Origin of the sequence: Gluconacetobacter tumulisoli, assembly GCF_014174155.1 — a bacterium.
Taxonomy (GTDB): Bacteria; Pseudomonadota; Alphaproteobacteria; order Acetobacterales; family Acetobacteraceae; genus Gluconacetobacter; species Gluconacetobacter tumulisoli.
Genome location: NZ_JABEQM010000006.1, coordinates 115,304 through 127,183 on the forward strand (window position 1 = coordinate 115,304; position 11,880 = coordinate 127,183).

Genomic DNA, 11,880 nt, shown 5'->3' on the forward strand with positions numbered 1-11,880 from the left:
GGGGCGCGTCGCGACGCGCCCCGCCCTGCGATCAGAATTTCGCCGACAGCGCCAGCGATCCATAGTTGAACAGGCCGCTGCGCTGCCCGCGGAATTCCTGGGTCTGCCAGACCTGGCTGTAGGTCAGGCGCATGCCGTGCCACATCACTGCGACGCCGGCATGGATCTCGCCGACATCCCAGTTTATCGGCACATGCATCGAATTGCTGCGCACCGTGTTGCCCTGCAACGTGGCGTCATAGCCGACGGCACTGCCGGTAACATTGCCGAAGGCGTACCACGCGACCGGGCGCGTCAGGGCGTAGGCGTCCGTACCGTCGACGCCCGGCCCGATGGTCGGGGTTCCGAAATCGCTGTTCAGCCCCTGCCCGATCCGGAAGGTGTCGGCAACCGACCCGTAGATCCGGTAATCGCCCGCCGCCGCCGAGGCCGCCGGCAGCATATCCATCGAAATACCGAAAACATCCGCCAACGGCAGGCGCCAGGTCCGGCCCATCTGCACCTGGAAGATCGGCTGGTTCTGCAACTGGTGGTTCCAGCCCAGGTTCTTGGTGTCGCCGATCGCCCCGTGGAATCCGTTCTGCAGCTGCCGCCCCAGGCCTGCCGGGCCCATGACGCCGAACTGTATGCCGAACACCGTCCGCGACAGGTCGGTGTCGTTGATCAAATTGACGGTGCCCAGCAGCACGCTGGAGTACGGCCGGTCATGCGGCTGGGCCAGCGGGGTCTGGGTGTCGTGCGGCGTGAAGATCAGTTGCTGGACGCCCAGGCTGATGCGGGTGACGCCACGACCCATGATGGCATGGTTGATCGTCTCGATCGGCGCGGGCTGGTTGTCGGTGCCCGACGTCCAGTTCAGCCGCAGGCCACTGGTGTAGTACTGGTCCGACGTGCCCTTGAGGGTGCTGACCGCGTCATTCTCGCCCTGAAGGGTCCAGGTGCCGTACGGATCCTGCAACGGCGTCGCGCCGGCCGGCGCCGCCCATGTCGCAAGGCCGCCAAGACCGGCCGCCAGCGCACCCACCCGCAGAAGCCAGTCGGTCATTGTCGATATCCTCGCCTGGCTCATCGGCTCCCCGCTCACTAGAGATCTGTTTTGACCTCTCTAAATCGTTCGGCCGCTCCGAGAAAGCCCGGAACGGACATCGTGATCGCCGCGCTGACATAATTCTTGTGCTCACGAACCGGTCAGCGACGTCAAATCATGATGGAACCCCGGCCGAGGGATATGCTTATCTGTATCGGACACCGGCGCATTCGTGCTAGGGTCCGCATGGAACAGGGATGCTTTCTGGCCCGGTCGTCGTGACGGCGGGAATATTGGGGACAGGGCGCCTTGTTTCGTAAAGAGTTTTCATCCGGTGGTTTCCTGGGACAGGGACCCGCCATCTAGACCTCGGGATTACGACCGTTGAGAAGTAACAGGACCGACCGCAGCCCCCGCTCCCCGCGCCGCGGCGGATTTGACGACGATTTCATGCCGTCGCCTTCGTTTGGCGATCGTGGCGGCGCACCTCGTCGTCCGATGGGGAGCAGCCCTTCTCAGGTCCTCGCCTCGGGGCCGGAGATCGGCGCATCCGTCAAATGGTTCAACGGCGAAAAGGGCTTCGGCTTCGTCGAACTAGCCGATGGTTCGGGCGACGTTTTCCTTCATGCCAACGCGTTGGCGCAGAGCGGGCACGATTCCGTGTCTCCGGGCGCGACCCTGGTGGTCCGCATCGGCCAGGGCCCCAAGGGCCGCCAGGTCGCGGCCGTGGTGTCGGTGGATGAGAGCACGGCCCAGCCGGAGCGTCCCCGTGGTTTCGGCGCTCCGCGTGCCCCCGGTGGTTTCGGCGGTGCCCGTCCGTCCCGTCCCGCCCCCGACCTGTCGCATGCGCAGGAGATGCGCGGCGTGGTCAAGTGGTACAACGCGACCAAGGGCTTCGGTTTCATCACGCCCGAAACTGGCGGCAAGGACATCTTCGTCCATGCTTCCGCGCTGGAGCGTTCGGGCCTGACGGGCCTGACCGAAGGCCAGACGGCGAACGTTCAGGTTGTTCAGGGCCAGAAAGGCCCCGAGGCTGCGTCCATCAGCGTCGACTGACGAGCGCACTTTACCTGCGACTATAGGACGGGGCCGCCCTTGGGCGGCCCCGTCTGCGTTTGCGGAAGAGGCTGGTCCGACGTGCATCCTGGTGGTGATCCGTCGCGCCTTCCTGCTCAATAGGCCCACATGCCAGACCAGCCTCTACGGCTCTGGCCTCTGATCATGGATAACGAATTGGTTTCCAAAGGCCGATGGCCTTTGGCGGGTTTCAGGGCAGTGCCCTGAGGCTTGCCGCCTTTTAATCGCCCCTGCCCTTGTTGCGCATCAGGCGCGCCTTGTCCCGCTGCCAGTCGCGATCGGCGATCGCCTGGCGCTTGTCCGCTTTCTTGCGACCCTCGCCGATTCCCAGCGTCACCTTGGCCAGGCCGCGATCGTTGAAATGGATGTCCAGGGGCACCAGCGTGACGCCGTCACGCGCCACGGCGCCCAGCAACTTGTCCACCTGCTTGCCATGCAGCAGCAATTTGCGCGGCGCGCGCGTTTCGAAACGCGAGAGCACGCCACCCTGGTATTCCGGGATATAGCTGTTGAACAGCCAGATCTCCCCATTGCGGTCCCCGGCATAAGCCTCGTTGATCATGGCCCGGCCTAGCCGAAGGCTCTTGACCTCGGGGCCCTTCAGCACCAGTCCGGCCTCGATCGTCTCCAGGATGGTGTAATTGAAGCGGCCCTTGCGGTTCTGGGCCGCGATCCCCGTGGCAATCATGCCGCTCTTGCGTTTTTCGGCCATGATCCTAGTCCAGCAGGCCGGTGACCTGCAGGGCCTCGCGCACACGCGCGCGCGAGGCTTCCGCCAGGGGTGCCAGAGGCAGGCGGCAGGTCTCGCCGGTCAGTCCCAGAAGGCTTGCGGCATATTTCACAGGGCCGGGGCTGCTTTCGCAAAACAGCGCATCATGCAGCGGCAGCAGCCGGTCCTGGATCGCCATGGCGTCGGCCACCCGTCCGTCCTGCCATGCCAGCTGCATTTCCGCGCACAGGCGCGGGGCGACGTTCGAAGTGACGCTGATGCAACCGTCACCGCCGGCCGCCAGGAAGGACACCGCCGTGCCGTCTTCGCCGGACAATTGGTTGAATGGCTTGTGCCCGATCGCCTGCCGGACCTGGAGCGGGCGCAGCAGGTTGGCCGTCGCATCCTTGACCCCTACGATATTGGCGTGCCGCGCCAGCCGCGCGATCGTATCGACGGTGATCTCGACCACCGACCGTCCGGGAATATTGTACAGGATCAACGGCAGGTCCGTCGCATCCGCGACGGCCATGAAATGGCGATACAGCCCTTCCTGGGTCGGCTTGTTGTAATAGGGGGTCACGACCAGGACCGCATCCGCCCCGACCCGCTTCGCGTGCCGCGCCATGCCCACGGCCTCGGCGGTACTGTTCGAGCCGGCGCCAGCGATCACGGGGACGCGCCCGGCCACGGTCTCGATGGTGTATTCGACGACGCGCGCATGTTCCTCATGCGTCAGGGTCGGGCTTTCGCCTGTCGTGCCGACGGGGACCACGCCCGACGATCCCTCTTTGACCTGCCAGTCGACAAATCGGCCGAATGCCGGAAGATCCAGCGTTCCGTCGTCATTCATCGGCGTAATCAGGGCGGTGATGGAACCCTTGAACATGGTCGTTTCCATTTGATGTCGTGCGTTCTGAAAAAAGCGCCGACCACCCGATGCAGCGGATGGACGGCAATCCTGCCTGTCCTGTTAATGCGGGGCGACCCGGGAAGACAACCGTCCATCCCTCTTCGCATCATAGGGCCCGCGGTCGCGCGGGCCAACCGCGCCGGTCCATGACCCTGTCGGCACCGCCTAGCCGGCCGCGCCCTGTTCCGCCGTCCGGCGGAAGGGCGATCCCGGATAGACGCCCAGGATTGTCGACACTTCGGAAAAGAACGCCAGTTCGGCCAGTGCGCGGCCCAGCGCCGGGTCGTCGGGATGGCCTTCGACATCCAGCAGGAACTGGGTCGCGGCGAACGATCCGTCGAGCATGTAGCTTTCCAGTCGCGTCATGTTGACGCCGTTAGTCGCGAAGCCACCCAGGACCTTGTAGAGCGCACCCGCCGCGTTGCGGACGCGGAACAGCACGGTCGTGAGTGTGCCGGCCTGCCCCGGCGCGGGACGCAACGCCTCGCGCGATGCGATGTAGAACCGGGTCGTGTTGTGGGCCGCGTCCTCGACATTGCGGCGCAGGATCGTCAGGCCGTTCAGTTCTGCCGCCAGGGAAGAGGCCACGGCCGCGTCCTCGGAATTGCCCCATTGCGCCACCAGTTCGGCGGCCCCCGCAGTGTCGAACTCCACGACCGGGGTCAGGTCCAATTCGCCGATGATGCCTCTGATCTGGGCCATGGCGACGGGGTGCGTGTGGACGCGCCGGACATCGGACAGGCGGGCGCCCGGCACCCCCATCAGGCAATGCTCGACCCGCTGGAAGTGCTCGCCGATGATATACAGGCCGGCCTGCGGCAACAGGGCATGGATGTCCGGCACCCGCCCGGCCAGGCTGTTTTCGCAGGCCAGCATCGCCAGGTCCGCTCGACCATCGTGCACCGCGGCGATCGCATCGGCAAATGTCACGCATGGCAAGGTCGCCCAGCCTGGCCGCGCCTGGCGACAGGCCAGGTCCGAATAGGCACCGGGCCGCCCTTGGAACGCGATCGTGCCGGCCGGCGGCGTGGATGATTCGACGTTCATCGTGCACCTGCCAGGAGACGGCGTGCCCGCTCCAGGTCGTCGGGCGTATCCACCCCGAAGGGCGCCGCGGCGATCCGGCAGCATCCGATCGTCAGTCCGGCCTCCAGGGCCCTGAGCTGTTCCAGCTTCTCCCTCCTTTCCAGGGCCGATTCCGCCAGACCGACGAAATGGGCCAGCGCCTGTCGGCGATAGGCGTAAATCCCGACATGATGCCACAGCGGCCCCTGCCCCCAGGGCACGGAAGCACGCGAAAAATACAGCGCCCGGGCAATCGTTTCTGCCGCCTCGTCGGAAAAGGCGCAGGCTGTCTTGACCACCGACTCGCGCCCCGATTCCTCCGGGTCGGTCATGGGGGCGACCAGGGTTCCGATATCGACTCCCGGATCGGCCAGCGGAAGCAGTGCGGCCGCCAGGTTGCGCGGGTCCAGCCCCGGCAGGTCGCCCTGCAGATTGACCACGACGTCATGGCGCGCCTGGGGGTCGACATCGCGCAGCGCCTGCCAGACGCGGTCCGATCCGGATGGAAGTGTCGGATCGGTCATGACGGCCGTGCCGCCCGCCGCCTCGACGACCCGGGCCAGTTCGGCGTCCGCCACCGCCACGATGACGGGGCCGATATCCGCCGATCGGGCCCGGTCCATTACATGAAGGATCATGGGACGATCGCCGATCATGGCCAGCGGCTTGCCCGGCAGCCGCGTCGAGGCCATGCGGGCGGGGATGACAACGATCGGGTTCATACGGAAAACGGGGCCTCAGGTCGGAAGCGGCGGAAACGATCCGGACGACGGAAATGCCGGTGCGGACATGGGAATCCCGCCTTTACGGGACAATCCGGCAATGCTTCACACAAGGCGGCCGGCAGTCTAGGTAAGGACCCGCCCTCATGCAACCGTACCCCTGGTGGAGCAACGTATTCCGGATGGACAGCAAGGACGCCAACCGTATTGGAGCCGCCATCCTGGTGGCCGCCCTGGCCCTGGGCGGCAGTTGGGGCGCCGGATACCTGGCCGTGCCGCCCGCCGCCCCAGCCCATCCGGCCTTCGTGCTGCCTGCGCCCGCCTCTTCCTCCCCTTCACCAGGGTCGGCGGCCGCCCCGCACTCCATCGCGGAGGTAGTGGCCCATGCCGATCCCAAGGCTGGACAGGCGCTGGCGGCGCGCATGTGCGCCATGTGCCACAGCTTCGCCAAGGACGGGCCGGCCCTGATCGGCCCGGCGCTGTATGGCGTCGTCGGCACGCAGATCGGCGACATTCCCGGCTATGAATTCTCCCCGGCCCTGGCGGCCCACAAGGCCGAGACCTGGACCGACGACACCCTGTCGGCGTGGCTGCAAAGCCCGTCGGCCTTCGCCGCCGGAACCAAGATGGCCTTTCCCGGCGTGGCGGACGAAAATGATCGTGCCGCCATTATCGCCTTCCTGCGCACCTTGTCCGATGGTGGAAAATGACCATGGATCCGAATGACAGCGACCGACTGGTTGCGGCGGCGACGGCGGCGGCGGATGTCGCGGGCTGCGTGATCCGTCCCTTCTTCCGGCAGGGCGTCGGCGCCGACGACAAGGACGACCGCAGCCCCGTCACCATCGCCGACCGCACGGCCGAACGCGCCATCCGCGCCGTGCTGGCCGAGCGCCTGCCGGACCATGGGGTGCTGGGCGAGGAATTCGGGCAGGAACGCGCCGGGGGACGCTATTGCTGGGTCATCGATCCGGTGGATGGAACCCGGGCCTTCCTGACCGGCCGACCGACCTTCGGCACCCTGATCGCGTTGCTGGAGGACGGGGTTCCCGTCCTGGGCGTGATCGACCAGCCGGTGACCGGCGAACGCTGGATCGGCGTGCGCGGGCGCCCCACCCGCTATGAATCCCGTTGGCCGGGCGCGATCGGCACCCGCCCCTGTCCCGATATCGGACAGGCGGAGCTGTCCTGCACCGCGCCCGAGATGATCGAGGGCGCCCCCACCCCGCATTGGAACACCCTGCGGCGCAGCGCGAAGCGCGTCAGCTGGGGCGGGGATTGCTATGCCTACGGATTGCTGGCGCTGGGGCAGATCGATGTCGTCGCCGAATGCACGATGAAGATCTGGGACTGGGCGGCGTTGGTGCCCGTCATCGAGGGCGCTGGCGGCCGCGTCACGGACTGGAGCGGCCGCCCCCTGCGGGCCGGCGGCGACGGAACGGTGCTGGCGGTCGGCGATCCGGCGTTGCTGGACACGGCCTCGGCGCTGCTCTGCACGGGGCGTCCGACGCGGACTTGAACGGAGGCGACATACCTCCGATGTCGATGTCGCCCCTATTCATTTATCCGTCGATCGGATAGGAGCGACATCTTCTTCGAATAGGCGCGAGTATTCGACATGAGCAGCGAGACCACCAGCCACCTGTCCCTTCCCAAGGACAAGATCCGTATCCTGCTGCTCGAAGGCGTTCACGACAGCGCGGTATCGCTGCTGAAGAGCAACGGCTACGAGAACGTCACCCGCCTGACCAAGGCGCTGGAAGGCCAGGCATTGCGCGACGCCCTGGAGGGCGTGCACATCGTCGGCATCCGGTCCCGCACCCAGTTGACGGACGAGATCATCGCCGCCGCCGATCGCCTGATCGCCATCGGCTGCTTCTGCATCGGGACCAACCAGGTCAATCTGCAGGCGGCGCGGAACCACGGCATTCCGGTGTTCAACGCGCCGTTCAGCAACACGCGCTCGGTCGCCGAACTGGTGATGGGCGAAATCGTGATGTTGATGCGCCAGATTTTCCCCAAATCCGTGCAGTGCCATGCCGGGGGGTGGACCAAATCCGCCGCCAACAGCTGGGAAGTGCGCGGCAAGACGCTGGGCATCGTGGGCTATGGCTCGATCGGTTCCCAGCTCTCGGTGCTTGCCGAGGCATTCGGCATGCGCGTCATCTATTTCGACGTGATCGACAAGCTGGTGCATGGCAATGCCGCCCCGGTCGATACGCTGAACGAACTGCTGATGCAGAGCGACGTGGTCAGTCTGCATGTGCCGCAGATGGCCAGCACTGCCAACCTGATCGGCGAAGAGCAGATCCGGGCGATGAAGCCGGGATCCTTCCTGATCAACAACGCGCGCGGCAATGTCGTGGATCTGGATGCGCTGGCCGTGGCCCTGCGCGACGGACACTTGCTGGGGGCGGCTGTCGACGTCTTCCCGACCGAGCCGAAGGGTGCGGGGGACCGCTTCACGTCGCCGCTGCAGGATTTGAGCAACGTCATCCTGACCCCGCATATCGGCGGTTCTACCGCCGAGGCGCAGGAACGCATCGGCGTCGAGGTTGCGCGCAAGCTGATCGAATATTCCGATATCGGATCGACGTTTGGCGCGGTGAATTTTCCGACGGTCCAGCTTCCCGAAAGCCCGCGCGGCACGCGCTTCATGCACGTTCACAGCAACGTTCCCGGCATCATGCTGCAGATCAATGAGATCTTCATGTCCGAGAGCAGCAACATCACCGCCCAGTACCTGCAGACCGATGGCGAATTGGGCTATGTGGTTGTCGAGGCCGATACCGGACGCGACGTCGAAAAGGATAACCGAATCCTGGCGCGCCTGCGTGACCTGAAGGGAACGATCCGGGCGCGACTGCTTTATCAGCAGCCCTGATCGGCCCCGCATTTCCCGATGGCGTGTCCCACCGGACTTATGCCGGTCGCGGTGGGACAGGCGCCATTTTCCGAAAATGCTGACCAACCTTGCGGCGCAGTGAATCCAGGTCCGGCAGGATCTGGTCATGCAAGGCGCGGACGCTGTCGTGCACCGCGTAAAACCGCAGCAGACGGCCGCCGGCGAACAGGATCGCTGTGCCGAGGAAAACGCCGTCGACTTCGATAATCGTGGAATCCAGCAACATCAAAAAACCTCAAGATACCTACTATCGATCTGGGGACGGGTTGTCCCCGACCTTTTCCAAATCAAACGCTTAGACGAGTTTCCGGTTTCCGGATGTCAGCTTTTCAGGCCGTGTCGCCCGACCATGCCCGACCATGCCCGACCATGCCCGACCTGCTCGCCCCTGCGGCGCGGGCAGTTCAATGGGATAATGTCGGCAGGAATGTGGCACGGGCCGGGATCATTACGGTCACACGCATGGGACGTTCCGATACGAAAACCACCATCCAGGCGGCCGCGCACTCGGCCCTTGACCGGGACCGACGGGAAAGGCAGAAAGGCGCGCAAAGACAACGGATCGCGGACGCGCGCCGGAACGTTCAGCCAGTTTTTTCTTCCGTGATAAAGTCAGGCTTTATCGCAGAGTTGCCGGGTTAGCACAGCGGTAGTGCAGCGGTTTTGTAAACCGAAGGCCGGGGGTTCAAATCCCTCACCCGGCACCAGAACGCCGATGTTCCAAATGGCCCGACATAACGGCCGATTTTCGGTCGACCTGATGGCGCCCCGGTTCTCGGACCGCCTGTTTCCTGTTAGGACAAAGGTGGCGCTGGCGGGTCATGGGCAATGACTGACATATCATTCGAAAACAGGAAAATTGCGCACGCGCTGGTCTTCGTGCTGGCTGCGGCCTGCGCGTTCATCAGCGTCACCTGGACCAAGCATGTGGGCGGGGTTGCCACGATCTGGCCCGCCAATGCCATTATCGTGGTCGCGATGCTGCGGTCGCCCCGATCAGACGGTCGTCTTTACGCTCTGGCGCTGTGCGTGATGACGGCCCTGATCAATATCGGGGACAATCGCCCCTGGGGTGTCGTCCTGGGATTTTCCCTGGCCAATGTGATCGAGGTCGCATTGGCGGCCGGGTTGGTCCGCAGGATCAGTCCGATCGTGAATTTCTTCGAGCAGCCGGGATGGGCGTTTCGTTTTGCGATCGCGATCTTCGCCGCGGTCGCCTGTTCCGCCGCCATCGCGGGGGGCGCTCTGGCCATCGGCGAAGGCCACGCCTGGCTGGGGGGCAGCATATTCTGGGGCATGTCGCACCTGCCTGGCCTGCTGATCATCGTGCCTATGCTCCTGGCGCTCTCTCCCGGCCGCGACAGGCTGCGGCTTGCGACCGCCGGACCGCATCGGGCGACCACACTGATCCTGATGATCTTCGTCGCCGCGACGTCCGTCGGGGTGTTCGCGCAATCCCGCTACCCTGTCCAGTTTCTGATCCTGCCGCCTCTTCTGCTGGCGACGTATCATCTCAATGCCAAAGGGGCTGCGCTGTCGGTGGCCATCGTCGCGGTAATCGGCAGTTTCTTCACCCTGACCAAAACCGGGCCGCTGATGCTGGTTCATGGTCCCGCCGCGACGAAGATCTATATTTTCCAGCTCTACCTGGCGACCATCTTCTTCTGCGCGCTGCCACTGGGCGCCGTGCTGACCCAGCGTGACCAGAAGACAAATCTGGCGGAACAGCGCTTCCAGGATTTCCGGCATCTGGCCGACCGGGTCGGTGACGTGCTGTTCCGTGCCGATGCTGCGGGCCGGTGGCGTTACCTGAACCCTGCCTATGCGCAGATGTCCGGCTTCGACGTCAGCAGCAGGCTGGGCCAGCCCGTTTTGGACGATATCGTGCCCGAAGACCGGCCGGCCCTCGCCCGGGCCCAGGCCGAACTGACCGACGGAACCCGGGACGAGATCAGGCTGGTCGTCAGCATTCACCGCCGGGACGGTACCATCCGTCATGTCGAAATCCTGGCCTACCGGCTGGACGAAGGGGACGGGTTCGGCGGCCTGATCCGCGACGTGACCGACCAGCTGACGCTCGATGAGCAGAACCGGCAGATCGCCGCAGCCTATGAAACCGCCGCCAATACCGATGAACTGACGACATTGCCCAATCGTCGCGCGTTCTTTCAGGCGCTTGGCGTCCATCTGACGGATGGGACTGCGTCCGCCGGCCTGACCGTCGCGCTGTTCGACCTCGACCATTTCAAGCACGTCAATGACCAGTACGGCCATCCGGCCGGGGATGCCGTGCTGCGCCATATCGCCCTGACCGTCCGTGCGGCGGTGCGCGAGAGGGACATGGTCGCCCGGATCGGCGGGGAAGAGTTCGCGATCCTGATCGTGGGCGACGGCCATAAGCAGGCCGTCGCCTTGGCGCGCCGGATCGTGCGTGCCGTCTCGGCGGATTCGATCGTCCTGCCGGACGGCGCGACGATCCGGGTCACGATCAGCATGGGCCTCGCCACCCGCATGGACCGCGAGGACCGGGACCTGCTGATCTCCCGGGCGGACCAGGCGCTCTATGCTGCGAAGCGTGCGGGACGCAATCGTCTCCAGATGGCCTCCGTGCCCTCCACTCAGGTTCTGCTCTGAACACCTCCCGTCCCGGATCAGAGCAACCCGGATTGCCGGAAGCTGGTGGATGCTCCGTTGCCGACGATGATGTGGTCGCGGATCGACAGGCCCAGTACGGTCGCGATCTGTTCCAGCCGGCGAGTCATCGCAATATCCTCGCGTGAAGGCATCGGATTCCATCCCGGATGGTTGTGGACCAGAATCAGTTCGCGCGCTTTCAGCCGGATGGCGCGCCGCATGACCTCGCGCGGGTAGACCGGGGTATGGTCGACCGTCCCACGCGCCAGCACCTCGTCCGAGATCAGGCGGGCCTGATGGTCCAGGAACAGCACCCGGAACTGCTCGACATCGTCCCGCGCCAGGGCAGCCTGAAGATAGGACATCAGCGCAGCGTGGCACGACAGCACGTTTCCCTGGCTGATCCGTGCCCGCATCAGGCGTATCGCCGCCTCGCGCAGCAGCAGGATGGCAACGCTGACCGGCACCTTGCCCTCGACCGCCGCCGCCAGATCCTCCGGGTCGGCGGCGAGAAGGCCACCGACCGTTCCGAAACGGGCCAGCAACCGGCCGGCAACGCGCGGGCGATCGGCGCTGGCAGGCAGGGCCAGGGACAGGATCGCAGTCATCAGCGTCATGTCATCCAGTTCGTCCCCCGTACCCGCCAGGATCGCGGCGCGGGCGGGATCGGTCGCGTCCGGGGGGATCCGCGGGGCCGTCGTCATGCGCCCTGCCCCGCCTGCGGCGTGCCTGTCCGGCGGGACACGGGATCGTGGCGCGGGGCAGGTCGCATCCGCGTGCCGGCATTGCTATAGATGGACCTCATGGAGCCCGAAGGACCATAACCCG

At 65.4% G+C, this 11,880-nt stretch carries 12 protein-coding genes and 1 tRNA gene; 6 read left to right on the forward strand and 7 right to left on the reverse strand.

The annotated features are described in order from the left end of the window. Positions 1–31 precede the first annotated feature (31 nt). Complete coding sequence (locus HLH28_RS09110) at positions 32–1,045, reverse strand: lipid A deacylase LpxR family protein (protein WP_182957966.1); 1,014 nt, start codon at positions 1,043–1,045, stop codon at positions 32–34. A 366-nt stretch (positions 1,046–1,411) separates the two neighbouring features. Between HLH28_RS09110 and HLH28_RS18250 the strand changes: the two genes are divergently transcribed. After that, positions 1,412–2,083, forward strand: coding sequence for a cold-shock protein (locus HLH28_RS18250; RefSeq protein WP_182957968.1), 672 nt, complete (start codon positions 1,412–1,414; stop codon positions 2,081–2,083). A gap of 241 nt (positions 2,084–2,324) precedes the next feature. On the opposite strand, the gene smpB is transcribed toward HLH28_RS18250, so the two are convergent. The 4 genes from smpB to HLH28_RS09135 all read right to left on the reverse strand — a co-directional run bounded on the left by smpB (position 2,325) and on the right by HLH28_RS09135 (position 5,513). Next, positions 2,325–2,816 (reverse strand): SsrA-binding protein SmpB, encoded by a 492-nt coding sequence (smpB, locus tag HLH28_RS09120; RefSeq protein WP_182957970.1) that lies wholly within the window; start codon positions 2,814–2,816, stop codon positions 2,325–2,327. Between the two features lie 4 nt (positions 2,817–2,820). Beyond that, entirely contained in the window at positions 2,821–3,714 is an 894-nt protein-coding gene (gene dapA / locus HLH28_RS09125) for a 4-hydroxy-tetrahydrodipicolinate synthase (protein ID WP_182957972.1), read from the reverse strand. A 177-nt stretch (positions 3,715–3,891) separates the two neighbouring features. Next, positions 3,892–4,773: a prephenate dehydratase gene (locus tag HLH28_RS09130; RefSeq protein ID WP_182957974.1), complete on the reverse strand. Its 882-nt coding sequence runs from the start codon at positions 4,771–4,773 to the stop codon at positions 3,892–3,894. Continuing rightward, entirely contained in the window at positions 4,770–5,513 is a 744-nt protein-coding gene (locus HLH28_RS09135) for a 3-deoxy-manno-octulosonate cytidylyltransferase (protein ID WP_182957977.1), read from the reverse strand. Before HLH28_RS09135 ends, HLH28_RS09130 begins: the two co-directional genes overlap by 4 nt. A gap of 146 nt (positions 5,514–5,659) precedes the next feature. Between HLH28_RS09135 and HLH28_RS09140 the strand changes: the two genes are divergently transcribed. The 3 genes from HLH28_RS09140 to serA all read left to right on the forward strand — a co-directional run bounded on the left by HLH28_RS09140 (position 5,660) and on the right by serA (position 8,397). Beyond that, positions 5,660–6,223 carry a c-type cytochrome gene (locus HLH28_RS09140; protein WP_338029694.1) on the forward strand — a complete coding sequence of 188 codons (564 nt, stop codon included), beginning with the start codon at positions 5,660–5,662 and terminating at the stop codon, positions 6,221–6,223. Next, the gene (locus HLH28_RS09145; RefSeq protein ID WP_182957980.1) at positions 6,220–7,032 is read left to right on the forward strand and encodes an inositol monophosphatase family protein; all 813 of its coding nucleotides are present in this window, start codon (positions 6,220–6,222) and stop codon (positions 7,030–7,032) included. Before HLH28_RS09140 ends, HLH28_RS09145 begins: the two co-directional genes overlap by 4 nt. Before the next feature lie 99 nt (positions 7,033–7,131). Beyond that, positions 7,132–8,397 (forward strand): phosphoglycerate dehydrogenase, encoded by a 1,266-nt coding sequence (serA, locus tag HLH28_RS09150; protein WP_182957983.1) that lies wholly within the window; start codon positions 7,132–7,134, stop codon positions 8,395–8,397. 37 nt (positions 8,398–8,434) lie between these two features. Here serA and HLH28_RS09155 read toward each other — a convergent pair whose 3' ends face one another. Further along, entirely contained in the window at positions 8,435–8,644 is a 210-nt protein-coding gene (locus tag HLH28_RS09155; protein ID WP_182957986.1) for a hypothetical protein, read from the reverse strand. A 406-nt stretch (positions 8,645–9,050) separates the two neighbouring features. Here HLH28_RS09155 and HLH28_RS09160 point away from each other — a divergent pair. Together HLH28_RS09160 and HLH28_RS09165 are read left to right on the forward strand one after the other, a co-directional pair. Beyond that, positions 9,051–9,125, forward strand: a tRNA-Thr gene (locus HLH28_RS09160). 121 nt (positions 9,126–9,246) lie between these two features. Beyond that, positions 9,247–11,052, forward strand: coding sequence for a sensor domain-containing diguanylate cyclase (locus HLH28_RS09165; protein WP_182957989.1), 1,806 nt, complete (start codon positions 9,247–9,249; stop codon positions 11,050–11,052). 17 nt (positions 11,053–11,069) lie between these two features. On the opposite strand, the gene HLH28_RS09170 is transcribed toward HLH28_RS09165, so the two are convergent. Beyond that, positions 11,070–11,756 (reverse strand): JAB domain-containing protein, encoded by a 687-nt coding sequence (locus HLH28_RS09170; RefSeq protein ID WP_182957992.1) that lies wholly within the window; start codon positions 11,754–11,756, stop codon positions 11,070–11,072. Between the last annotated feature and the right edge of the window lie 124 nt (positions 11,757–11,880).

Bases quoted from the DNA above. Each gene is read 5' to 3' on its own strand.
- HLH28_RS09110 (WP_182957966.1), bottom strand. From the start codon at position 1,045: ATGACCGACTGGCTTCTGCGGGTGGGTGCGCTGGCGGCCGGTCTTGGC.
- serA (WP_182957983.1), top strand. From the start codon at position 7,132: ATGAGCAGCGAGACCACCAGCCACCTGTCCCTTCCCAAGGACAAGATC.
- dapA (WP_182957972.1), bottom strand. From the start codon at position 3,714: ATGGAAACGACCATGTTCAAGGGTTCCATCACCGCCCTGATTACGCCG.
- HLH28_RS09130 (WP_182957974.1), bottom strand. From the start codon at position 4,773: ATGAACGTCGAATCATCCACGCCGCCGGCCGGCACGATCGCGTTCCAA.
- HLH28_RS09135 (WP_182957977.1), bottom strand. From the start codon at position 5,513: ATGAACCCGATCGTTGTCATCCCCGCCCGCATGGCCTCGACGCGGCTG.
- HLH28_RS09170 (WP_182957992.1), bottom strand. From the start codon at position 11,756: ATGACGACGGCCCCGCGGATCCCCCCGGACGCGACCGATCCCGCCCGC.
- HLH28_RS09155 (WP_182957986.1), bottom strand. From the start codon at position 8,644: ATGTTGCTGGATTCCACGATTATCGAAGTCGACGGCGTTTTCCTCGGC.
- HLH28_RS09165 (WP_182957989.1), top strand. From the start codon at position 9,247: ATGACTGACATATCATTCGAAAACAGGAAAATTGCGCACGCGCTGGTC.
- HLH28_RS09145 (WP_182957980.1), top strand. From the start codon at position 6,220: ATGACCATGGATCCGAATGACAGCGACCGACTGGTTGCGGCGGCGACG.
- HLH28_RS09140 (WP_338029694.1), top strand. From the start codon at position 5,660: ATGCAACCGTACCCCTGGTGGAGCAACGTATTCCGGATGGACAGCAAG.
- smpB (WP_182957970.1), bottom strand. From the start codon at position 2,816: ATGGCCGAAAAACGCAAGAGCGGCATGATTGCCACGGGGATCGCGGCC.